The organism is Streptomyces sp. NPDC050161 (genome assembly GCF_044460025.1).
Lineage (GTDB): Bacteria > Actinomycetota > Actinomycetes > Streptomycetales > Streptomycetaceae > Streptomyces.
Window position 1 is genome coordinate 340,547 of record NZ_JBITJM010000003.1, and the last position, 23,072, is coordinate 363,618.

19 protein-coding genes are annotated in these 23,072 nt (G+C 73.6%); 12 read left to right on the forward strand and 7 right to left on the reverse strand.

Features of this window, described 5'->3' with window-relative positions; translation table 11 throughout:
- Positions 1–61: 61 nt before the first annotated feature.
- The gene (locus ACIBK8_RS06920; protein WP_399040547.1) at positions 62–907 is read right to left on the reverse strand and encodes a calcium-binding protein; all 846 of its coding nucleotides are present in this window, start codon (positions 905–907) and stop codon (positions 62–64) included.
- A 508-nt stretch (positions 908–1,415) separates the two neighbouring features.
- On the opposite strand from ACIBK8_RS06920, the gene ACIBK8_RS06925 reads away from it, so the two are divergent.
- From ACIBK8_RS06925 to ACIBK8_RS06940, 4 genes are all read left to right on the forward strand, one after another.
- Positions 1,416–2,414, forward strand: coding sequence for an NADPH:quinone oxidoreductase family protein (locus ACIBK8_RS06925; RefSeq protein ID WP_399040548.1), 999 nt, complete (start codon positions 1,416–1,418; stop codon positions 2,412–2,414).
- Complete coding sequence (locus ACIBK8_RS06930) at positions 2,411–3,613, forward strand: acyl-CoA dehydrogenase family protein (protein WP_399040549.1); 1,203 nt, start codon at positions 2,411–2,413, stop codon at positions 3,611–3,613. Before ACIBK8_RS06925 ends, ACIBK8_RS06930 begins: the two co-directional genes overlap by 4 nt.
- A complete protein-coding gene (locus ACIBK8_RS06935) occupies positions 3,610–4,749 on the forward strand; it encodes an acyl-CoA dehydrogenase family protein (protein WP_399040550.1) in 1,140 nt (379 codons plus the stop codon). The genes ACIBK8_RS06930 and ACIBK8_RS06935 overlap by 4 nt, the downstream gene beginning before the upstream one ends.
- A gap of 180 nt (positions 4,750–4,929) precedes the next feature.
- Positions 4,930–6,303 carry a hypothetical protein gene (locus ACIBK8_RS06940; protein WP_399040551.1) on the forward strand — a complete coding sequence of 458 codons (1,374 nt, stop codon included), beginning with the start codon at positions 4,930–4,932 and terminating at the stop codon, positions 6,301–6,303.
- A gap of 63 nt (positions 6,304–6,366) precedes the next feature.
- On the opposite strand, the gene ACIBK8_RS06945 is transcribed toward ACIBK8_RS06940, so the two are convergent.
- Entirely contained in the window at positions 6,367–6,918 is a 552-nt protein-coding gene (locus ACIBK8_RS06945; protein ID WP_399040552.1) for a cell wall hydrolase, read from the reverse strand.
- A 104-nt stretch (positions 6,919–7,022) separates the two neighbouring features.
- On the opposite strand from ACIBK8_RS06945, the gene ACIBK8_RS06950 reads away from it, so the two are divergent.
- From ACIBK8_RS06950 to ACIBK8_RS06980, 7 genes are all read left to right on the forward strand, one after another.
- On the forward strand, positions 7,023–8,255 hold the full coding sequence (locus ACIBK8_RS06950) for a S1 family peptidase (protein WP_399040553.1): 1,233 nt from the start codon (positions 7,023–7,025) through the stop codon (positions 8,253–8,255).
- Between the two features lie 168 nt (positions 8,256–8,423).
- A complete protein-coding gene (locus ACIBK8_RS06955; RefSeq protein ID WP_399040554.1) occupies positions 8,424–10,022 on the forward strand; it encodes an ABC transporter substrate-binding protein in 1,599 nt (532 codons plus the stop codon).
- A 35-nt stretch (positions 10,023–10,057) separates the two neighbouring features.
- Positions 10,058–11,014: an ABC transporter permease gene (locus ACIBK8_RS06960; RefSeq protein WP_399040755.1), complete on the forward strand. Its 957-nt coding sequence runs from the start codon at positions 10,058–10,060 to the stop codon at positions 11,012–11,014.
- Positions 11,007–11,915: an ABC transporter permease gene (locus tag ACIBK8_RS06965; RefSeq protein ID WP_399040555.1), complete on the forward strand. Its 909-nt coding sequence runs from the start codon at positions 11,007–11,009 to the stop codon at positions 11,913–11,915. Before ACIBK8_RS06960 ends, ACIBK8_RS06965 begins: the two co-directional genes overlap by 8 nt.
- Positions 11,916–11,929: 14 nt before the next feature.
- Complete coding sequence (locus tag ACIBK8_RS06970; protein WP_399040556.1) at positions 11,930–12,952, forward strand: ABC transporter ATP-binding protein; 1,023 nt, start codon at positions 11,930–11,932, stop codon at positions 12,950–12,952.
- A complete protein-coding gene (locus ACIBK8_RS06975; RefSeq protein WP_399040557.1) occupies positions 12,936–13,628 on the forward strand; it encodes an ABC transporter ATP-binding protein in 693 nt (230 codons plus the stop codon). Before ACIBK8_RS06970 ends, ACIBK8_RS06975 begins: the two co-directional genes overlap by 17 nt.
- An 87-nt stretch (positions 13,629–13,715) precedes the next feature.
- Positions 13,716–14,165 carry an acyl-CoA thioesterase gene (locus ACIBK8_RS06980; RefSeq protein WP_399040558.1) on the forward strand — a complete coding sequence of 150 codons (450 nt, stop codon included), beginning with the start codon at positions 13,716–13,718 and terminating at the stop codon, positions 14,163–14,165.
- A 57-nt stretch (positions 14,166–14,222) separates the two neighbouring features.
- Here ACIBK8_RS06980 and lysX read toward each other — a convergent pair whose 3' ends face one another.
- Both lysX and ACIBK8_RS06990 read right to left on the reverse strand, forming a co-directional pair.
- A complete protein-coding gene (lysX, locus tag ACIBK8_RS06985) occupies positions 14,223–17,537 on the reverse strand; it encodes a bifunctional lysylphosphatidylglycerol synthetase/lysine--tRNA ligase LysX (RefSeq protein ID WP_399040559.1) in 3,315 nt (1,104 codons plus the stop codon).
- 25 nt (positions 17,538–17,562) lie between these two features.
- Positions 17,563–18,768 (reverse strand): Ig-like domain-containing protein, encoded by a 1,206-nt coding sequence (locus ACIBK8_RS06990; protein WP_399040561.1) that lies wholly within the window; start codon positions 18,766–18,768, stop codon positions 17,563–17,565.
- Between the two features lie 275 nt (positions 18,769–19,043).
- Between ACIBK8_RS06990 and ACIBK8_RS06995 the strand changes: the two genes are divergently transcribed.
- Positions 19,044–19,238 carry a hypothetical protein gene (locus ACIBK8_RS06995; protein WP_393681344.1) on the forward strand — a complete coding sequence of 65 codons (195 nt, stop codon included), beginning with the start codon at positions 19,044–19,046 and terminating at the stop codon, positions 19,236–19,238.
- 48 nt (positions 19,239–19,286) lie between these two features.
- Here the strand turns inward: ACIBK8_RS06995 and ACIBK8_RS07000 are convergent, their stop codons facing one another.
- The 3 genes from ACIBK8_RS07000 to xylB form a co-directional block, all read right to left on the reverse strand.
- On the reverse strand, positions 19,287–20,567 hold the full coding sequence (locus ACIBK8_RS07000) for a phosphodiester glycosidase family protein (RefSeq protein WP_399040562.1): 1,281 nt from the start codon (positions 20,565–20,567) through the stop codon (positions 19,287–19,289).
- 98 nt (positions 20,568–20,665) lie between these two features.
- Positions 20,666–21,298, reverse strand: a complete 633-nt coding sequence (locus tag ACIBK8_RS07005) for an N-acetylmuramoyl-L-alanine amidase (RefSeq protein ID WP_399040563.1) — start codon at positions 21,296–21,298, stop codon at positions 20,666–20,668.
- Positions 21,299–21,598: 300 nt separating this feature from the next.
- Entirely contained in the window at positions 21,599–23,029 is a 1,431-nt protein-coding gene (gene xylB, locus ACIBK8_RS07010) for a xylulokinase (RefSeq protein WP_399040564.1), read from the reverse strand.
- Between the last annotated feature and the right edge of the window lie 43 nt (positions 23,030–23,072).

Sequence of the window (23,072 nt, forward strand, 5' to 3'; positions counted from 1 at the left end):
GCAGGGCCTGCCGTGTGGGTCAGGCCGGGCTCGCGGCCCGTTCCTGCGACGCAGGGCGAGTTCAGTCCTGGTGCAGCTCGTTGCGGCCGGGGCCGCCGGAGAGCTTGTCGGTGCCCGCGCCGCCCCACAGGACGTCGTCACCGCTGTTGCCCCACAGCGTGTCGTCACCCGCCTCGCCGTACAGCGTGTCGTTGCCCTTGCCGCCGTAGAGGACATCGGTGCCGCCCGCGCCGTGCAGGATGTCGTCGCCGTCGTCACCGTGCAGGGTGTTCTCCTCGCCGGTGCCGGTCAGCGAGTCGTTGCCGGCTCCGCCGTAGCAGTCCTGCCCGCAGTGGGTGAGGGTGTCGTTGCCCGGACCGCCGAAGGAGCCGAAGCCGAACGGGCCGCCGCCGCCGTCGAGATGGTCGTCGCCGTCATCGCCGTGGAGCATGGCGGACGCCGACCCCTTGAGCACGTCGTCGCCAGGACCCCCGTGGACTCCGGCCCATGCGCTGCTGTCCGGTTCGAGCGTCGCGGTGTCGTCCTGGTCGCCGAGGTCGATGTCGTAGCTGTCCGAGTCGTCCGAGTTCTCCGGGATCTTGACCGCGCAGCGCACGACGGTGTGGTCGCCCTGCGTGGGGTACGTGCACGCGTCCGCGCTCGCCGCGCTCGCGTCGATGGCGGTGTCGTACCGGTCGTGGAAGGTGAGGACGTAGTACGCATCGAACTCGCCGCGGTGCTCGATCTCTTCGCCGACCGTCAGCTTGTTCTGCTGGCCGGGGGCGGCTTTGTACCAGAGTTCACCGTCCTCGTGGACGACGGTGGCCGTGGTCTTCGCGGCTGCCTGGGCGGCCGGCGCCGCGAGGGCGGTCGAGCCGAGGGTGAGGGCGAGGACGGCGGTGGCGGTGAGGGTGCGGTAGCTGCGCATACGGAAGTGGCCCTTCGGGGTGTCGGTGCGCCGTGGTGCCTGTGATCACCCCGTTAGACCTGAGGCCCTGCAAGGGAGTTGTGCCGTCGCTCGTGAACAACGGCGGACCGGACGGTGGCCGGGACATGGACGGCTCCGCGAGGACGCCGATCCCCGAACGCACCCCGCGCGACTGGCGGACCTCCTTCGCGGCGGCCACCGAAAACCCCCGCTGCCCGAAGGCGTGGCGCTGGCCACGGCCGCGAGGTCCGGCACGTCGTCGACGACGGCGAACTGGTCTGCGACGCCTGCGAGAAGGCGGGCTGCCCGGTCGTCCGCGCCCGCCGGGCCGCTCCGTCGGACGCGATGAAGGACGCCCGGGAACGGGAGGGGCGTACGAAGGGCGGCGCCTCGCGAGGGGTTTCCCGAAGCTGTTCCCTCAGAGATACCGACCGCTTAGTATGCCCGTGGCGCCGGAGCCCGTACGGTCCCGCGCCACCCGCGAACCCGAGGTCTGTGGAGGCACCAGGTGAAGGCATGGCGCGTACACGCGAACGGCGAGCCGCGCGAGGTGATGCGGCTGGAAGAGGTGCCACCACCGCAGGCGGGTCCTGGGCAGTTGCTGCTCCGGGTGCGGGCCGCGAACATCAACTTCCCGGATGCGCTGCTGTGCCGCGGCCAGTACCAGGTACGGCCGCCGCTGCCGTTCACCCCTGGTGTGGAGATCTGCGGCGAGGTGCTTGACGTCGGCGAGGGCGCGGCGGGCGAGGTGGGCGCGCGGGTGCTGGCCCAGCCGCCGCTGCCGGCCGGCGGTTTCGCCGAACAGGTGGTCGTCGACGCGGCGACGGTACGCCCCGCCCCCGAAGCGCTGGACGACGCGGAGGCCGCCGCCCTGCACATCGGCTACCAGACGGGCTGGTTCGGCCTGCACCGCAGGGCACGGCTCCAGCCGGGCGAGACCCTGCTGGTGCACGCCGCTGCCGGTGGCGTGGGCAGCGCGGCCGTCCAGCTCGGCAAGGCCGCGGGCGCCTGCGTGATCGGCGTCGTCGGCGGCGAGGAGAAGGCCCGCGCCGCCCGCGCACTGGGCTGCGACCTCGTCATCGACCGGCGCAGCGACGACATCGTCGCGGCCGTCAAGGAAGCCACCGGTGGCCGCGGCGCCGACGTGGTCTACGACCCGGTCGGCGGCGACGCCTACGCCAAGTCCGTCAAGTGCATCGCCTTCGAGGGCCGGATCGTCGTCGTGGGCTTCGCCGGCGGCGCGATCCCCACCCCCGGGCTCAACCACGCCCTGGTGAAGAACTACGCCATCCTGGGCCTGCATTGGGGCCTCTACAACACCAAGGACCCGGACGCCGTCACCGCCTGCCACGAAGAGCTCACCAAGCTCGCGGCACGCGGCGTCGTCAAGCCGCTGATCGGCGGCCGGGTGCCGCTTCAGGACGCGGCGGACGCCGTCCAGCGGGTCGCCGACGGCACCACCACCGGCCGCCTCGTCGTCATCCCCGGAGCGGAGCAGGCCCGATGACCGACGCAGCCGACCTGCGCAGGCGCACCGCCGAACTGCTCGCCGCGCACCCGCCCGCCACCACCGCACCGCTCGACTTCCTGCGCGCCCGCTTCGACGCCGGACTCGCCTGGATCCACTTCCCCGAAGGGCTCGGCGGGCTCGACGCGCCCCGCGCACTCCAGTCCGTCGTGGACGCCGAGCTGACCGCCGCGGGCGCCCCCGACAACAACCCCGGCCGGATCGGCATCGGCCTGGGCATGGCGGCACCCACCCTCCTGCGCTACGGCACCGACGCACAGCGGCGGCGCTTCCTGCGCCCCCTGTGGACCGGCGAAGAGGTCTGGTGCCAGCTGTTCAGCGAGCCGGGCGCAGGCTCCGACCTCGCGGCGCTGGCGACCCGCGCGGTGCGCACGGAAGGGGAAGGACCCGAGGGCACGGGGGACTGGCTGGTCGACGGGCAGAAGGTCTGGACGTCCGGCGCCCACCAGGCCCGCTGGGCCATCCTCATCGCGCGCACCGACCCCGGTCTGCCCAAGCACCAGGGCATCACGTACTTCGTGTGCGACATGACCGACCCCGGGGTCGACGTCAGGCCGCTGCGGCAGATCACCGGCGAGGCCGAGTTCAACGAGGTCTTCCTGACCGGCGTACGGATCCCCGACGCGCACCGGCTCGGCGAGGTCGGCGAGGGCTGGCGGGTCGCGCAGACCACCCTCATGAACGAGCGGGTCGCCATCGGCGGCGCCAGGACACCGCGTGAGGGCGGCATGATCGGCGTCGCGGCCGGCGACTGGCGCGCCCGCCCCGAACTGCGGACCCACGACCTCCACCAGCGGCTGCTGTCCCTGTGGGTGGACGCCGAGGTCGCCAGGCTCACCGGCGAACGGCTGCGCCAGCAGCTCACCAAGGGGCAGCCGGGCCCGGAGGGCAGCGGCATGAAGCTCGCCTTCGCCCGGCTCGCCCAGCAGATCAGCGGCTGGGAGGTGGAATTCCTCGGCGAGGACGGGCTGACGTACGACGACTGGACGCTGCGCCGCCCCGACGGCGTCGACTTCACCGGGCGCGAGGCCGGCTACCGCTATCTGCGGGCCAAGGGGAACTCCATCGAAGGCGGCACATCCGAGGTGCTGCTCAACATCGTCGCCGAGCGCGTACTGGGGCTGCCGCCCGAGCCACGCAACGACAAGGACGTCGCCTGGAAGGACCTCCCCCGATGACCGCATCGACACCCGACCCCGACCTCCTCTACAGCGAGACCGAGGACGATCTGCGGGCCGCCGTCCGCGCGCTGCTCGCCGACCGCTGCGATCCGGCCGTCGTGCTCGACGGACTGGAAGCGGCCACCGGGTACGACGCCGGACTGTGGCGGGCGCTCGGCACGGACATCGGCACCGCGGGCCTGCTGGTACCGGAAGCGTTCGGCGGCGCGGGCGCGAGTGCCCGCGAGGCCGCGGTCGTGCTGGAGGAAGTGGGCCGGTCCGTTGCGCCCGTCCCGTACCTGACCGGCGCCGTCATCGCGGTGACCGCGCTGCTGGGCTGCGACGGGGAACTCCCGGACGTGGCCGGTCTGCTGACCCGGATCGCCGATGGCCGCACCGTCGCGGTGCTCGCGCTGCCGCTGCCCACCGCGCCTGGCACCGCGTACCCGCAGCGGGTACGCGCCGACGCGCAGGGCGCGCTCAGCGGCCGGATCACCTCGGTCGCCGACGCCGCTGCCGCCGAGGTCCTGCTGGTACCGGCCGACGGCCCCGAAGGCCCCGCGCTGTACGCGGTCGACGCCACGGCCGACGGCGTCCGGCACGACCCGGTGACGCCGCTCGACCTGACCCGTCCGCTCGGGCACCTCACCTTCGGAGGCGCCGTCGGCCGGCCGCTGGCCACCGGCGAACGGGCCCGCGCCGCGGTCGGGCGGGCGCTGCTGACCGGGGCGGGCCTGCTGGCGTCCGAACAGCTCGGCGTCGCCGAATGGTGCCTGGCCGAAACCGTGCGGTACACCGCCGAACGCAAACAGTTCGGCCGCGCCGTCGGCTCGTTCCAGGCGCTCAAGCACCGGCTCGCCGCGCTCTGGCTCGACGTCGCGTCCGCCCGCGCGGCGGCCCGCAACGCCGCCGACGCACTGGCCGCGGACAGCCCCGACGCGCCGGTCGCGGTGGCCGTCGCCCAGGCGTACTGCGCGCCGGTGGCGGTCCGGGCCGCCGAGGAGTGCATCCAGCTGCACGGCGGGATCGGCATGACCTGGGAGCACCCGGCGCACCTGTTCCTCAAGCGCGCCAAGAGCGACGAGATCGCACTCGGGGCGCCGGGCCGGCACCGCGAAACCCTGGCGGACCTGGTGGCACTGCCCGCACCGTAGCCGCGCCCCGGCCGTACGGAGGTGCTCGGGCCACGGCGCCTCCGTACGGCCGGTCCCCGCGTGACGGACCGCGACCCCGGGTGAACACTCCGCCACCGCGACGGGCGGGCGGCCCGCCGATGCGCCCGCCTGCGCCCGTAGCCCGTGTCCGAAAAGGGGCCTTCGGGTAGCGTCATAGATATGAAGACCGCACGTCGTAGCGCGCTGCTCCTGCCGGTTCTCGCGCTGGTGGCCCTCCTGTTGGCGGCGGTCGCCGCGCTGGCGCCGGGCGCCAGTGCGGCCGGAGGGCTCGACGAGGCCGCCGCGGCGCTGAAGAAGGGGCCGGTCTACGTCGATTCGCGGGCGTCGGACCAGCTCTCGTCAGGACAGGCGGACGCGCTGGCCAAGAAGATCAAGGACTCCGGCAAGCCGATCTTCGTCGCCGTGCTGCCCAAGGCCGCCGAGTACCAGCCCAGCACCCTGCTGCGCGACCTGCGCACCAAGGTCGGCATCAGCGGCGTCTACGCCGTGGAGCTGGGCGACGGCTTCAACGCGGGCGCCGACGCACGCGTCATGTCGCCCAGCTCGGTGAAGAACCTCGTCGGCGCGGTCAAGAACTCCCAGTACCCGACCGTCAACGAGCGTCTGAACAGCTTCGTCGACACCGCCGACCAGCAGGCCAACGGGCACGCCCCGGCGTCCTGGGGCGGCACGGGCAACGGCGGCGGCTTCGGCACCGGCACCGCCGTCGGCATCGGCGTGCTGGCCGTCGTCGGCGGTGGCGGCGCGTACGCCATCGCCCGCCGCAACCGCAAGCGGCGCGCCGAAACCGAGCGCGCCGCCCTGGAGGACCTGCGGGTGGTGGTCGACGAGGACATCACCGCGTTCGGCGAGGAACTGGACCGGCTCGACTTCCAGCCGGGCGAGCCAGGAGCCGACGACGCGATGCGCGCGGACTACAGCCACGCGCTGGACGCGTACGAGAGCGCCAAATCGGCGATGGCGGCGGCCGAGCACCCGCGCGACGTACAGCCGGTGACCGAGGCGCTGGAGGACGGCAGGTTCTCGCTCGCCACCCTCGCCGCACGCCGCACCGGAGCCCCGCTCCCCGAGCGCCGGGTGCCCTGCTTCTTCGACCCGCGGCACGGCCCGTCCGTCGTCGACGTGTCCTGGGCCCCGGCCGACGGCGCCCAGCGCACCGTCCCGGTCTGCGCCGCCGACAAGGCCAGGCTGGACGACGGCAGGGAGCCGATGGCCCGTACGGTCAGGACCGCGGAAGGCGACCGCCCGTACTGGGACGCCGGACCGTCCTACGGCCCCTGGGCCGGCGGCTACTTCGGCGGCGGCATGCTCCCCGGCCTGCTGATGGGCACCATGCTCGGCAACATGATGATGGCCCCGCACGCCTACGGCGCCGACCTCGGCGGCCCCGGAGGCACGGAAGGCGGCGAATTCTCCGGCTCCGACTTCAACTCCGACGACTTCGGCGGCGGCTTCGGTGACGGCGGCGGGTTCGGCGACGGCGGTGGCTTCGGCGGAGGCGGCGGCTTCGGAGGCGGCGACGGAGGGTTCTGACGGCCGCCCCCGGGCCGCGCCCGACGGACCGCCGCCACTCGACGGCCACGCGTCGGGCACGTCCTACAGGCCCGGCGGACGAACACGCTCACGCACCCGCTTCGCGCCCAGCAGCCGGGCGTAGCGGGTGCGCGCCGCGAAATCGGCGGCACACCAGACCACGGGCCGGCCGACCTCCTTGCACAGGTGCAGCACCTGATCCGGGCCGAGCTGCACCCCCACGTGCGCCCCGTACCCCTCCGGCCGCCCCGCCACCGGGCCGCCGTCGAAGAGCAGCAGGTCCAGCGGCCCCGGCCGGTCCACCCGGTACGTCGCCCACACGTCGGCCCACAGTTCCGCCGACCGCAGCGGCGGCACCCACAGGCCGAAGTGGTGGAGCACCGCGTACGCGTACCGCTGGCAGTTCGCGCCGCCGCTGAGGTCGGGCGCGCCGGGGGAGCCGCCGCCCGTTCGCAGGTCCCCGCCGCCGCGGGCCGTGGGTGACGCCTCATCAGGTGACCCGGCTCCCGGATGGCGGGCGGCCGAGTAGGCGACGTTGCGCAGGGCTGCGGGGAGGCGGCCGAACGGGTCGGGGCCGTACGGTCCGGGGGCGGCGGGCCGGGTCTCGGGTGGCATCCCCTCATGATGCCGGGTGATCTTTCCCCTGCCGCGAGCGGCGAGGTCGAGCAGGCTCAACGAGCCGGAACGACGCGAACTCGACCCCCGCGAGGAGAGATCCCATGCACCGCCGCTACCGCCAGGCAGCCGTCTGGGGCGCGACCGCTGCCGCCGTCATGGCAGCCGTCGGCCCGATCAACCCGGCGCACGCAGCGCCGCCCCCCGACCCGACGCCGACGCCGGGTCCTTCGCAGCGCGGGATGCTCGACGCGATGCGCAGGGACCTGGGCCTGACGCCCGAGCAGGCGCGCGCCCGGCTCGCCCAGGAGGCCGAGGCGCAGCGCACGGCGGCAGCGGTACGCCACGCGCTGGCAGGTCCGGCCGCCGGAATGTGGTTCGACAAGACCACCGGCAGGCTGGTCGTCGCGGTCACCGGAGCCGACGAGGCGCGGCAGGTGGAGGCGGCGGGAGCGGTCGCCCAGCGGGTCGGGCACAGCCACGGCCAACTCGCCTCCCTGGTCCGCCAGATCTCGGTGAAGGCGGGCAACGGCGTGGCAGGGGTGACGGGTTGGGGCATCGACGAGCGCGCCAACGGCGTCGTGGTGCGCGTCGACCGGGCCACCCGTACGGAGGCCACCGACACGTTCGCCGGCACCGTGCAGCAGCTCGGCGCCGCGGCGGGCATCCCGGTGCGTGTCGCCCGCAGCGACCAGTCGCCCCGCCGGCAGGGCGGCAAGGTCGTCGGCGGCGAGAAGTGGCTGCCGGGCAACGAGGGCATCTGCTCCATCGGCTTCTCGGTCACCGGGGCCGCCGGGTTCCGGGGTTTCCTGACGGCCGGGCACTGCACCGCCGAGGCCGACCAGCCGGCGTACGGCAAGGACGGCAGCCGGATGGGCACGTCCAACACTGGCGGCACGCACAGCGTCAACGGGCGGGAGGGCGACTTCGGCCTGGTCACGGTGGACCGGCCGGAGTGGACGCTGAGCGCCGACGTGGCCGGGCAGGGCGGTGCCCCGGTCACCGTCACCGGCTCGCAGCAGAGTGTGGTGGGCACCTCCGTCTGCCGCTCGGGCGAGGCCAGCGGCTGGCACTGCGGCGAGATCACCGCCGTCGACCAGACCGTGGACTACGGCACCGACGTCGTCGAGGGCATGTCGTTCACCAACGCCTGCTCCACGGCAGGGGATTCGGGCGGCGCCTACGTGACCCAGCCCGGCGACCCGAAGGCCATCGGCGTGCACTCCGGGGGCGGCACCGCGGGCTGTGACAGCGACGGCGAGACCCTGACGATCTTCCAGCCGGTCGACGAGGCCCTGGCGAAGTGGCAGCTGACCCTGAAGACCGGCAGCGCCTGACGGACCGCGTCCCGCCCGCGCCGCCGCGCCGGTGTCCGCGCCCCGGGACACCGGCAGGCGGGCGCCGGGGGAGAACTACTACGTCCGGCCGGTTGATGCCCCCACCTTTACGTACTGTTTAATTGCATTGAATTTGCAAGAGCAGTCGATGCGCAGAGGAGAGTGGGGATGACGGCCCGGTCCATACGGGGAGCCGCCGCGGTGACGCTGGCGGCCACCATGGCACTGACAGCGACGGCCTGTTCGACGCCGGACGACGGCAAGGGCGCCGCGGCGGGGCGCGCGGATTCCGCCGTGGTCGGCATCGCGTACGAACCGGAGACGCTCAGCCCGCTGCTCGGCTACGGCAAGGACGGCAACTCCAAGGTATTCGACGGGCTGCTCACCCACGACGCCGAGATGCGGCTCAAGCCGGCCCTGGCAGCCGCCCTCCCCAAGATCACCGACGGTGGCAGGACCTACACCTTCACCCTCCGCAAGGGCGTGAAGTTCAGCGACGGCAAGCCCTTCACCGCCGACGACGTCGTCTTCACCTACGACACCATCCTCGACGAGAAGACCAACAACGCCTCCAAGGCCGAGCTGGACGCCGTCAAGGACGTCAAGAAGAAGGACGACCACACCGTCGTCTTCCACCTCAAGTACCCCTACGCGCCGTTCGCCGAGCGCACCGTCCTGCCCATCGCCCCGCAGCACATCGCCGGCAAGCAGGACGTCAACCACGGCAGCTTCACCACCAAGCCGGTCGGCACCGGCCCGTACGTCCTCACCCGCTGGTCCAAGGGCGAGAAGCTCACCTTCAAGGCCAACCCGTCCTACTGGGGCGGCGCGCCGAAGGTGAAGAACTTCACCATGGCGATCATCAAGGACGACGACATCCGCGCCACCCGGCTGCGCTCCGGCGACCTCGACGGCGCCATCCTGCCGCCCCAGCTCGCCGCCACCTTCAAGGACGACAAGGCCCGCACGACGCTGACGGCGAAGACCTTCGACTACCGCAACGTCACCCTGCCCAGCGCCAACCCCGTCACCGGCGACCGCTCCGTACGCCGGGCCCTGGACCTCGCCGTGGACCGCGAGGCCATGGTCAAGGGCATCCTGAACGGCGCGGGCAAGCCCGCCTACGGCCCGGTGCCCACCGACAGCCCCTGGTTCGCCAAGGGCACCGAACGGCCGCACGACCTGAAGAAGGCCGAGCGGATCCTCGACGACGCCGGCTGGAAGAAGGGCGGCGACGGCATCAGGAAGAAGGACGGCAAGCGCGCCTCCTTCACCCTCTGGTACCTCTCCGGCGACAAGCTCCGCCAGGAGCACGCCCTCGCCTTCGCATCCGACGCCAAGAAGGCCGGCATCGAGGCCAAGGTCGAGTCCGGCACCTGGGAGGCCATCGAGCCGAACATGAAGAAGGACGCGGTGCTCGGCGGCGGCGGAACCCCCGCCGACCCGGACTTCGACCAGTACCTCCTGCTGCACTCCTCGCTGGCGGGCGACGGCTTCAACAACATGTCGAGCTACGCCGACAAGACCGTCGACGCCAAGCTCGTCGAGGCCCGCCGCACCGACGACAAGGACGCCCGCAAGGCCGCCTACGACGCGATCCAGAAGCGGCTCGTCGACGACCCCGCCTACACCTTCCTCACCCACGTCGACCACGTCTACGTGCTCGCCGACCGCTGGAAGGACCTCACCACCCAGACCGAGCCGCACGACCACGGCCTGGCCTCGGGCCCCTGGTGGAACGTAGAGGACTGGCAGCCCGCCACGTGACCCCCACGTCTGTGCCCTGGGGGCCGATGGCGCGGATGACGGCACGGCGGGTCCTGCTCGCCGTGCCCGTCCTGCTCGCCGTCACCCTCGGGGTGTTCGCCATCGCCGCCGCCTCACCCTTCGACCCGGTACGGGCCTACGCGGGCGACGCCGGGCTCACCGCATCGCAGCAGAACCTCGACCAGCTCCGGCACAACCTCGGCGTCGACCAGCCGCTGCTCGCCCGCTGGTGGCACTGGCTGACCGGCGCCCTCACCGGCGACCTCGGCGACTCCGCCACCCTGCGCGCCCCCGTCTCGCAGGTCATCGGCGAGCGCATCGGCTGGTCCGTGCTGCTGTGCGTACTGGCCTTCGTGCTCGCCGTCGTCGTCGGCACGCTGCTCGGCGTGCTCGCCGCCCGCCGCCGCGGCGGCCTGCTCGACCGCGCCGTCACCTCCGTCGCCTACGCGCTGGAGGCCGCCCCGCCGTTCTGGCTCGGCCTGCTCGCCGTCTGGCTGTTCGCCCTCAAGCTGGGGGTACTGCCGGCCGGCGGACTCACCGACACCGGCAGCGACGTCGCATCCGCCGGGCAGATCGTCCGGCACGCCGTCCTGCCCGCCCTGGTGCTCGCCGTCTCCCAGCTCCCGTGGTTCGTGCTCTACGTACGGCAGGGCGTCGGCGACGCGCTGGAGGAGGACCCGGTACGCGGCGCACGGGCCCGCGGCCTGAGCGAGCGGACCGTCCTGCTCCGGCACGCGCTCCGCTCCGGACTGCTGCCGGTGCTCACCCTGATCGGCTCCCGCGTGCCGGAACTGATCACCGGAGCCCTGCTGGTCGAGACGGTCTTCAGCTGGCCCGGCATCGCCGCGGCCACCGTCGACGCGGCGACCTCGGTGGACTTCCCGCTGCTGGCCGCGCTCACCGTCCTGGCCACCGCCGCCGTCCTCGCCGGCAATCTCCTCTCCGACCTCCTGTACGGACTCGCCGACCCGAGGGTGGGTTTCGATGGCTGACCCCACACCGACCGCGAACGCCCCCGCGGCCCCCGTCACCTGGCACCGGCGCGGCACCGGCACCGCGGCCGGACACCGCAACCGCACCCTCCGGGTGCGCACCTCCGCCGTCCTCGTCGCCGCCGTCGTGCTCGCCGTCCTCGTCGTCCCGCTGCTGATCCCTCTCGACCGGCAGGCAGTCGACCTGGCACTCAAGCTTCAGGCGCCGTCCTGGGCCCACCCCTTCGGCACCGACGAGGTCGGCCGCGACCTGCTGCTGCGCTGCGTCTACGGGCTGCGGGTCTCGCTGCTCGTCGGTGTGGTCGCCGCGCTCGCCGCCGCGGTCATCGGCACCGCCGTCGGCGCGCTGGCCGGCGCGCTCGGCGGCTGGGTGGACCGCGCCGTGATGCGGGCCGTCGACCTCTGCTCCTCGGTGCCGCACCTGCTGCTCGGCATCTTCATCGTGGCGATGTTCCGGCCCGGCGTCTGGCCGGTGATCATCTCGGTGGCGCTGACCCACTGGCTGTCCACCGCCCGCATCGTCCGCGCCGAAGTCCTCTCGCTGCGCTCCCGCCCGTACATCGACGCGGCGGTCTCCGGCGGCGCCTCACGATGGCGGGTGGCGCTGCGGCACCTGCTGCCCGGCGTACTGCCGCAGGCCGGCCTCGCCGCCGTGCTGATGGTCCCGCACGCCATCTGGCACGAGTCCGCCCTGTCGTTCCTCGGACTCGGCCTGCCCGCCCACGAAGCGAGCCTGGGCATCATGGTCAACTCCGCCCGCAGCTCCCTGCTGGCCGGCGACTGGTGGCCGACGCTCTTCCCCGGCCTGTTCATCATCGTGCCGACCCTCGCCATCGCCGGCCTGGCCGGCGCCTGGCGCGAGCGGCTGAACCCACGCCGCCGATCGGAGCTCATGCTGTGAACGCGCAGGACACCATGCCCCCCACAGCCCCGGTGCTCTCCGTACGCGGCCTGTCGGTCCGCTTCCGGATGCGTGGTGGCGGGCAGGTCGAGGCCGTATCGGACGCCTCCTTCGATCTGGCGCCCGGCAGCTGTCTGGCGCTGGTCGGCGAGAGCGGCTGCGGCAAGTCCGTTCTGGCGTCCGCCCTGCTCGGGCTGCTGCCGGGCAACGCCGAGACGGCGGGCTCGGCCCGTCTGGCGGGGCAGGCGGCGGGGGAGCCGGCCGTCGAGCTGCTGACCGCGTCGGAGCGGCAGCTGGCACGCACCATCCGTGGCCGGCGCGTCGGGCTCGTCCCGCAGAGCCCGGCCGCCCACCTCACGCCGGTCCGGACGGTCCGCGCCCAACTCGAAGAGACCGTAAGGGAGTTGACCGGGCGGCGCGGCGCGCGGTCCGAGCTGCGGGCGGCGGCCGAGGTGGCGGCGGAACGCGCCGCCTTCCCGCTCGACCACCTCGACCGCTACCCCCACCAGCTCTCCGGCGGTCTCGCCCAGCGCGCGGCGAGTGCGCTGGCCCTCGTCGGCGACGCCCGGCTGCTGCTCGCCGACGAACCCACCACGGGACTCGACCGCGACCTCGTCGAGCGCACCGTCGACGCGCTGCGCCGGCACGCCGACGACGGCCGCGCGCTGCTGATGATCACCCACGACCTGGCGGCGGCCGAGCGGATCGCCGACCGGGTCGCCGTGATGTACGCCGGACGCATCGTCGAACTCGCCGACGCCACCGCCTTCTTCGGCGCCCGCGGCCCGCGCCACCCGTACGCCCGCGGACTGCTCGACGCGCTGCCGGACCGCGGCTTCACCCCGATCCCCGGCATGCCGCCGGAACTCGGCGCCCTCCCGGCCGGCTGCGCCTTCGCCGCCCGCTGCGACCGCGCCACCGACCGCTGCGCCACACCGCCCGTGCCGTCCGGCGGCGTCGCCTGCCACCACCCCGAAGGCGCGCCGGCCACCCCCGGCACCCCCGTCAAGGAGCCAGGCCGTGCTCGAACTGCGTGACATCACCGCCGGATACGAGCGGAAGCGGCCCGTCGTGTCCGGCGTCTCACTGACCGTCGGCGCGGGCGAGTCGGTGGGCCTGCTGGGCCCCAGCGGCTGCGGCAAGTCGACGCTGGCACGGGTCGCGGCGCTGCTGCACAGGCCCGAAGGCGGCACCGTCGTCATGGACGGCGAGACGGTACGGGCCTGGCGGCACCGTGCCCCGCGCGAGCTGCGGACCGCGTTCGGAGTGATCTTCCAGCAGCCGCGGCTCTCCGCCGACCCCCGGCTGCGTCTCGCCGACCTGATCGCCGAGCCGCTGCGCGCGACCGGACGCCGCACGGAAGCCGCCGCGTCCGTCGCACAGTGGGCGCCCGCCGTCGGCCTCACCGACGACCTGCTCGCCCGCCGCCCGCACGAGGTGAGCGACGGCCAGCTGCAACGCGCCTGCCTGGCCCGCGCGTTGGTGCTGCGCCCGCGCTGGCTGATCTGCGACGAGATGACCGCGATGCTCGACGCGTCCACCACCGCCGCCCTCGTGCGGGCCGTCGAGGACTACCGGGAGACGACCGGCGCGGGACTGCTCGCCGTCGGCCACGACCGCACGCTCCTGGAGCGCTGGTGCGACCGCACGGTCCGCTGGGATCAGCTCCAGGAGACGAACGGCCCGGCGGGCCCGCCCGATCCGGCCCGCTGACGATCAACGCCGCCTACGATGGGAACGCACGGCCGGAACGTGCCGCCGGCGGACCGCCGACCGGTACCGAGAGCAGCGGGAGCGATCGTGACGGATACGGCAGCCGGGAGCGCACTCTTCACCGTGAGTGTCACGGTCCGCGGCTACGAGACCGACACCCAGGGCCACCTCAACCAGGCGGTCTACCTCCAGTACGCCGAACACGCCCGCTGGTCGGTGCTCCGGGCCGCCGGCGTCCCGCAGAGCACCCTGGTGGATCGGGGCATGGGCCCGGTGACGGTGGAGACCACCATCCGCTACCTGCGGGAGCTGCGGGCCGGCGACGAGGTCGAGGTCAGCTGCGCCTTCGTCTGGGGTGCGGGCAAGTCGTTCCGGATCGAGCAGCGGATCGTCAAGACCGACGGCACTCCCGCCGCCGAAGTGCACGCGGTCTGCGGCCTCCTGGACCTCACCACCCGCAGGATGCTCACCGACCCGCGGGGCCGCCTCATGGCGCTGGCCACCGATCCCGCGCTGCTCGGCATCGAGACGGTCTGACACCACTGCGCGCCCTCCCGGTGGAAGGGCGCGCAGCGGCGGTTGCGGTGGCGGTGCTCAGCGGCGCCGCACCAGCGGGAACGGGAGCGTCTCGCGGATCGACAGGCCGGTGAGGAACATGACCAGCCGGTCCACGCCGATGCCGAGGCCGCCGGTGGGCGGCATCGCGTATTCCAGGGCCTGGAGGAAGTCCTCGTCCAGCTCCATCGCCTCCACGTCGCCGCCGGCCGCCAGCAGGGACTGTGCGGTCAGCCGCCGGCGCTGCTCCACCGGGTCGGTCAACTCCGAGTAGGCGGTGCCCAGTTCGGTGCCGAAGGCGACCAGGTCCCAGCGCTCGGCGAGCCGGGGGTCCACCCGGTGCTGGCGGGTCAGCGGTGAGACGTCGGTGGGGAAGTCCTTGTAGAAGGTCGGCAGCGTCGTGCGCTCCTCCACCAGCCGCTCGTACATCTCCAGCACCAGATCGCCGCGGCCCATCTCCGGCTTCACCGGCACCGCGGCGGCATTGCACAGCCGCCGCAGCACATCCGGGTTCGTGTCCGCGTCGACGGCCTCGCCCAGCGCCTCGGAGATCGCGCCGTAGACGGTCTTGACCGGCCAGATACCGGAGATGTCGTGCTCGACCAGCCGGCCGTTCGCATCCGCCTTGCGGGCGGTCGCACTGCCGAAGGCGGCCACGGCCGCGCCCTGGATCAGCTCCCGGGTCAGGTCGAGCATCACGTCGTAGTCGGCGAACGCCTGGTACGCCTCCAGCATCGTGAACTCGGGGTTGTGCTTGTAGGAGATGCCCTCGTTGCGGAAGGTCCGGCCCATTTCGAAGACCTTCTCCATGCCGCCGACGCACAGCCGCTTGAGGTAGAGCTCCGGCGCGATCCGCAGATAGAGGTCGAGGTCGTAGGCGTTGATGTGGGTGTGGAAGGGACGGGCGTTGGCGCCGCCGTGGATCTGCTGGAGCATCGGCGTCTCGACCTCCAGGTAACCCCGGTCGATCAGCCCCTGCCGCAGCGCCTGCACGGCCGTGCTGCGGGCCCGTACGGTGTCCCGCGCGTCCGGTGAGACGACCAGGTCGACGTAGCGCCTGCGGACCTTGGCCTCCGGGTCGGACAGGCCGCGCCGCTTGTCAGGCAGCGGGCGCAGGCACTTCGCCGTCAGCCGCCACTTCGTGACGAACACGGTCAGCTCGCCGCGGTCGCTGGTGCCGACCTCGCCCTCGGCCTCGACGTGGTCGCCGAGGTCGATGTCGGAGCCGAAGCGGTCCAGCAGCGCGTCGCCGCTGCCGTCCCGGGTCAGCGCGATCTGGAGGTCGCCCGACCAGTCCCGCAGCACGGCGAAGAGCACCCCGCCGTGGTCACGGGTGAGCAGCACCCGCCCGGCCACGGTGACCGACTTGCCGGTGTGCTCGCCGGCCCCGAGACCGGGGTGCTCGGCGCGGACATCGGCGAGCGTGTGGGTGCGCCGCACGCCCACCGGGTAGGGGTCCGTGCCCTCGGCCCGCAGCCGCTCCAGCTTGCGGTGCCGGGTGCGCACCTGGTCGGGCAGCGCGGCCAGCTCCCGCTCGCGCTGCTCCTCCTCGGTGGCCGGCTCGCTGACCAGGCCCAGTTCGTGCAGCGAGGGCAGGCCCGCGGTGCTGGCCGGGGCCAGCAGCTTCTTCTTGTGGCCCTTGCCCCACAGCTTGCCCAGGCTCGGTACGGCGACGAAGCCCTCGGCGATGCCGGAGGCGAGGCCGATCCTGGCCAGCGCGCCGGCGTCCGCGTAGCACAGGAACCGCGGGTACCACTCGGGGTTGTACTTGGCGTTCGAGCGGTAGAGCGCCTCCAGCTGCCACCACTTGGAGAAGAACAGCAGCAGCCTGCGCCAGAACTTCAGCACCGGGCCCGCGCCGATCCGCGCGCCCTCCTCGAACGCCGACCTGAACACCGCGAAGTTCAGCGAGACCCGGTGCACACCGAACTGCCCGGCCTGCGCGCACAGCTGCGCGACCATGAACTCCATGACGCCGTTGGGTGCGCTGCGGTCGCGGCGCATCACGTCCAGCGAGATGCCGTCGTCGCCCCAGGGCACGAACGACAGCAGCGCGATCATCTTGCCGTCGCCGTCGAACGCCTCGGCCAGCAGGCAGTCGCCGTCCTCCGGGTCGCCGAGCCGGTCGAGCGCCATCGAGAAGCCGCGCTCGGTCTCGGTGTCGCGCCAGGCGTCCGCCCGGTCGATGACCTCGCGCATCTCCTCGTCCGACAGCGCCGCGTGGCGCCTTATCCGGAAGGTGGCGCCGGTGCGCTGCACGCGGTTGACGGCCTGCCGGGTCACCCGCATCTCGCGGCCGTCCAGCTCGAAGTCCTTGATGTGCAAGATCGCTTCGTCGCCGAGCTGGAGCGCGCCGAGTCCGCAGCGGGCGAACGCCTTCGCGCCGTCCTCGCTCGCGCCCATGACGGCCGGCTGCCAGCCGTAGCGTCCGGCGACCTCCAGCCACGCCTCGATGGCCTGCGTCCACGCCTCACGGTCACCGACCGGGTCACCGCTGGCCAGGCAGACGCCGGCCTCGACGCGGTAGGTGACGGCGGCCTTGCCGCTGGGGGAGAAGACCACGGCCTTGTCCCGGCGGGTGGCGAAGTAGCCGAGCGAGTCCGCGCCGCCGTAGCGCGCGAGCAGCGCGCGGATGCGGGCCTCTTCGTCGCCGTGCAGCGCCGCCTCCATGCGCTGCGAACGGAAGAGCGCGGCGGCGGCGTTCAGCAGTGCCAGCGCGCCGAGCAGGCCGAGCAGGGCGCCCAGCCAGTGCGGCGGGTAGCCCTCGACGAGCCGGCCACCGACCAGCCCGCCGCAGACGCGGTTGGCCGTCCACAGCAGGCGGTTTCCGCCGCCGGCCTCCAGCGAGCCGGGGAACAGCGAGACCAGGCCCCAGCCCACCAGCACCGCCGCGACAAGACCGCCGACCAGCACGAGCGCGGCACGGGCGAAGGCGCCGCGCCGGGTGATGGCGTAGAACTCGCGGTGCGAGACGACCAGCACCAGCAGGGCCGCGGTGCACAGCACCAGCGAGAACGCGTACTCCCAGTAGCCCGCGGCGAGGAACAGCGCGTCAGCGAGGGCGACCAGCAGCATGTACGCCACCACGAACCACAGCACCACCTGTTTGCGGGCGGTCATCGCCGCGCCCAGGAGGAACAGGAAAACGGCGTAGGCGAAGTTGGGCGCCACGGGGATGGTGAGGGTGTCCAGCCAGTAGATCACCGGATGGAGGCCGCGTCGCAGCGGTCCGAACAGCGCCGTGATGGCGCAGAACAGCCCCAGCACACTGAAGATGATGGCGAAGCCGTTGGGGACGCGGCGCCGGAAGCGCCGCCACCCCGTGAGTTGATCCTGGTCCTGCACGGTGCTCATTCCGTCACATTAGGCTCTGAAGGGGTCAGTTGGTCGGCGCGAGGGCGCTCAGGCGCTGCCAGCGCGACCAGTCGATCGTCCAGTCTGGGGTCCGGTGGTCGGTGTCGGCACTCCCTCCCGCGGATGAACCGGTGATCTCGAAGGGGTCGCCGGGTGCCAGACGGGCGCGCAGCCAGTCGGCGGCCTCCTGCGAGACCCCGATGCAGCCGGCGCCTGCCCGGACCCGGTACGGCGCGTCCCCGGGTGCCGCGGGCGCGGGCCTCCCGGAGGGCGCGGGGCGGGCGGCGTGGTGCGGCGCGCGGTGGCAGGCGGCGCCCGGCAGTACGGACCCGGAGGGACCGGCGGCCGAGACGTCGCGGGCGGTCAGCGGGAAGACGCCGGTCCGCGGCGGCTTCGTGCCGTCCGCTCCGGTCGTGACCGGGAAGTGCTTGACGGTCTTGCCGTCCTCGACGAACGCCAGCCGCCCGTGGTCGAGGTCGACCTTGACGATCCGGCTGCGGCCGATGGTGAAGTGCAGGTCGTGGTCCTTGGCGAAGTAGCGCCCGCCGCCGGAGTCCACCCCGTCGAGGCCGGCCTGGACGCCGACCCGGGTGCCGGGTTTCCAGTAGTCCTTGGGGCGCCAGTCGACCCGGTCCTTGCCCGATGCGGTGCGCACCCAGCCCCACGACCCGGTGGTGTGGTTGTCGGTGGTCACCTTCAGGTGTTTCTCCACCTCGGCCCGGTCGGTCACCGGGAAGTCGAAGGTGACCGAGACGGGCTGCGCGATCCCGGCGACGGCGCCCTGCGAGCCGGGCCGCAGCGTCACCTTGTTGAACTTGCCGGCCTTCGCGGTGGTCACCGATTCCTTGGCCTCGCCGGTGCCGCCCTGCGGGTTCCTGGTCCGCGCCAGCACCGAGTATTTGGTGCCGGGTGCCGTCTTGGCCCCCGAGGTCCACACGGTCCCGCCGTCCCCGATCCCGCCGGTCAGGTGCCGTCCCTCCGGGTCGGTGACCGTCACCTCCGTCAGCACCCCGCCGGACGCCGTCACCGTGAGCCGGTCGCCCGCCTGCACGGTGGCGGTGCCGCTCGCCGCGCCCAGTGTCACGCGGACCGGGTCGCCCTTGGCGGGGGACGCGGCGGCGGAGCCGCAGGCGGTCAGCGCGCCGAGGCCGAGCACCGGGAGCAGCGTGAGCACGGCGTGCCGCAGCCCGGTGGGCCGGGTGCGGCGGCTGGGGCACGGATTCTGGCTCATGGTGGTGCTTTCGTCAGCGGTAGCGGTACGTCGGGGCGGGGGAGTATCGGCGCCGTCGGCCGCTAAGACGGCGGAAGAGGGAGACTCGTTGCCCAAAGTGACGTGATCCATGCCACACTGCGGTCCGCGGTGTCGGGGGCCGCGGACGGACCGTGGAGCGTGACCCGCAGTGATCACCTGATCGGCGCACCTGGTGACGAAGCTGATATACGCCGAAATACGCCAAACTGGCCACTCGTAGCCGTCCGTTCGGGCGGCGGTCCAGGAGGTGTCCCATGGCTATTTCGATCTCGGTCATCCTGCTGCTGCTGATTCTGACGGTGATCTTTCTGCGCAGCGGAAAACTCAAGCTCTCGCACGCCATCGTCTGCGGCATGCTCGGCTTCTACCTGGCGGGCAGCAGCCTCGCCCCCGACATCCACAACGGCCTGTCCGGAGCGGCCGACGTCGTCAGCAGCCTGCGTCCGTGACCGGGGCGGCGCACCGCCGTCCCGCCGCCTCCCCGGCGGCGCGGTCCTTCACCCGGCCGAGAAGACCCCGACCGCGTTGGCCACCGGGCGCTCGGCGCCGCCCGACGGGTGATTGCGGACGACGGTGTCCGCGCTGCCCGGTGCGCGGGTGACCAGGGTCGACGAGCCGCCACCGTCCAGATCCATGCCGTCCCGTGCCCCCAACCTGCCCAGTGCGTCGGCCAGTTCGGCGATCGTGAGCCCCGGTTCACCCCGCGTGCCGTCCAGGGACAGCAGGTAGAGCCGACGGCCGCCGTCCCCGATGCCCGCGCCGGTCCGTACCGCCCGGGTCGTGGTGTCCAGGCCCGGCAGCGGGCGGCGCTCCCGCAGTACGGGGAAGCCGCCGACCGCGAACCGCAGCGGCGAGCCGCCCCGGCCGACGAGCCGGTGGCGGACGCGCACCGGGTCGCCGGGCCGCAGGGCACGCAGCCGGCGCGCTCCCTCTTCCCGGCCGACCAGCACCACGCTCCCCGGGGCGATCGCGCCGCTGCCCGGCCGCCGTGCCACCGCGCGCACCCGGCCGCGGCCGACCGTGACCTCGTACGTCGTGTCGCTGCACGGCGCGGCGCGGTCGGTGTCCGTGCCGCAGGTGGCGCGCACCCGAGAGGCCGGGCCCCAGCGGGAGGTGTACGCGCCGATGCCGTTCACCGGCAGCGCGTACTGGTTGAGCCCGCGCAGCGGCAGCGTGCGGCGGGCGGTCAGGACGGCGCCGCGCAGGGTGAGCCGGTCCAGGCGTGCCCGCCGGTCGCGGCCGACGCCGAGCACGTCATGGGTGGTCGTGCCGGGTGGCAGGGCGGGGCCGAAGCGCTGGCCGTCGGGTACCGCGGCCTTCAGGGCGCGTCCTGAGGAGATCGCCGGGCCGACCGATGCGCCGGTCGGTTCGACGCCGGGGTGCTGGGTTTCGGTGATGTGGAAGAAATCGCCGTTGACGGCGCCGACCGCGCGGCGCGCGGCGGCCAGCCGGGACACCGGGGACCGCGCGCCGACCGCCCCCGGGTAGAGCAGGTCCACCGACACCTGCGGCGCGCCCAGGTCCACCGTCAGCAGATGGCCGTGCGCGACGCCGCCCGGCACCGTCATGCGGAACGCGCTGTACTGCACGCCGGGTGCCAGCCGGACGGCCGGTAACCGGTGCAGCGTGCCGGGCGCCGCGGTGGCCCGCGCGCCCTCGGCCGCTCCGGCGCCGGCCAGCACGCCCCACGCCGTCACCACCGTCAGCGCCGCCCGGAGATGTCCATGCCGCCGTCTCACGATGCCCCCTGAGGTCACGCCAACTGTCCCATGTGTCATGGAAGTTCACTATGGACCGGAGATGTCGTGAATCCGTAGAAGCGGTGAACGGCCGCCGTGTCACCCGGCCGCCGGGGTGCCGGCGGCCGGGCGGAGCGTCAGGACGACGCGTCGGTGACCAGCTGCATGTAGCGCGCCCAGTCCCAGTACTGGCCCGGGTCGGTGTGGTCGGTGCCGGGCACTTCGACGTGGCCGATGATGTGGGTGCGGTCCTTGGGGATGCCGTAGCGGTCGCAGACGGCCGCGGTCAGCAGGGCGGACTGCTGGTACAGCGCGTCGGTGAACCAGGCGGGATCGTCCACCCAGCCCTCGTGCTCGATGCCGATGCTGCGGGTGTTGTAGTCCCAGTTGCCCGCGTGCCAGGCGACGTCGCGTTCGCGTACGCAGGAGGCGATGTAGCCGTCGGACGACCGGACGACGTAGTGCGCCGCCGCTTGGTGTGCCGGGTCCTGGAAGAGCTTGATGGTGTCGGTGTACGTCTCCTGCGTGACGTGCACCACGACCATGTCGACGGGGTACTCCGTCGGGCGTTCGGCTGCCGTGTAGTTGGCGGTGTCGGCGGGGTTCCAGTGGGTGGGGGGATACGCCGTGGCGCGTGGGGTGCGGGTGCGGGTGCGGGGTGTGGCGCGGGCCGATGCTGCGGACAGGGGGGTGAGGGCGGCGGCAGCGGCGAGCGCGGCGGCGCCGGTGAGCAGTCGCCGGCGGGCCGGAGGCTGGCGGTCGGGCTCCATGAGGACTCCTGACAGGGCCGAGGGGGCGCGTACATGACATGTGCGGCCTGTGTTCATGATGCGCAACGGCGCGTTGCCTGCCAAGGGTGTGGCCGATCCGTCAATGGCCCGACCAAAGAAGAAAATCCGCAGGTCAGAACCGTACGGAAAAGTGACACGGGATCACCCGGATGTCGTAGCGCGGTGCGTGGGCCGAGCGTGGACGGGTGGCGGCCGTACGGGCCGTCAACGCCCGCGCCAGGGGCGGCGGGACACCGGACCCGGCACGCGCCCCGGCCGGCACCGGGGCGCGGCGGGTGCTCACCTGCGCAGCAGCGTGTCCCCGTCCGCCAGCGTGCCGGCCAGCCGCTCCCAGGCACCCGCGTCCCGCTCCCGCGCCGCGTACCGCGCGCCGCGGGCCGTACCCCAACGACGCGCCACCGCCGCCGGATCCTCGCCCAGCAGCAGCCCGGCCGCCTGCGCCGCGGCGCCGAGCGCGACCAGCTCCTGCGCATCGGGCACCGCGACCGGCCGGCCGGACAGCCGCCGCACGGTCTCCCGCCAGGCCCTGCCCTTCGCGCCGCCGCCGATCAGCAGCAGCGGGGCACCGGCCGCCGCGTCCTCGTCCAGCACCTGGTCCAACGCCTTCAGCAGCGCGAACACCGCGCCGTCGTACGCCGCTTGGAGAAGCTGCCCGGCCGTGGTGTCGTGCCGCAGGCCGTGCACCAGGCCCGAGGCGCCGGGCAGGTTCGGGGTGCGCTCGCCGTCGAGGAACGGCAGGACCACCGCGTCGCCACCGGGCTCGACGGCCTCACGGTCCCGGCACAGCAGCGCGGCGATCCGGTCCACGGCGAGGGTGCAGTTCAGGGTGCAGGCGAGCGGCAGCCAGTCGCCCCTGGCGTCGGCGAAACCGGCGACCGTGCCGGACGGGTCAGCGGGACGGCGCCCGGAGACCGCGTACACCGTCCCCGACGTCCCCAGGCTCAGCACCGGCTGCCCCGGGCGCAGGCCGAGGCCGAGGGCAGCCGCCATGTTGTCGCCGGTGCCGGCCGCCACCAACGCGCCGCGCGGCAGCGGCAGATCACCGGTGTGGACGGTGCCCGCCGCCTCCCCCGGGAGGGCGACCCGGGGCAGCGCCGCGGGATCAAGGCCGACGTGGTCGAGGATCGCGGTGTCGTAGGACTCGGTTGCCGAAGCCCACCAGCCGGTTCCCGACGCGTCGCCGCGGTCGGTGACGGCCTCGCCGGTGAGCCGCTCGGTGAGGTAGTCGTGCGGCAGCCGTACCGCCCTCGTCGCGGCGGCAGCGGCCGGCTCGTTGGCCCGCAGCCAGGCCCACTTGGCCACCGTGAAGGCGGGGGCCGGCACGCTCCCGACCTGCTCGGCCCACGCCTTCGGACCGCCGAGCTCCTCGATCAGCCGCGCGCTCTGCGGCGCCGGGCGGACGTCGTTCCAGAGCAGCGCGGGGCGTACCGGCGCGCCCGCGGCGTCCAGCGTGACCAGGCCGTGCTGCTGCCCGGCGACGGACAGCGCGGTGGCCTGCCGCGCCGCGGCGCCGCACTGCCGCAGCGCCTCGCCCAGCGCCCGCCACCACTGCGCGGGATCGCTCTCCTTGCCGTCACCGCCGCTGACCGTGTGCGGCGCCTGCCCGCGGGCGACCACCACGCCGGTATCCGCGTCCACCACCAGCGTCTTGGTGGACTGGGTCGAGCTGTCCACGCCGACGACGAGCGGTCCCGCCGACTGTGCGCCCATCGCGCTGCCTCCCTCTGCCCGGCCGGTGCCCAGGGCCTCGATC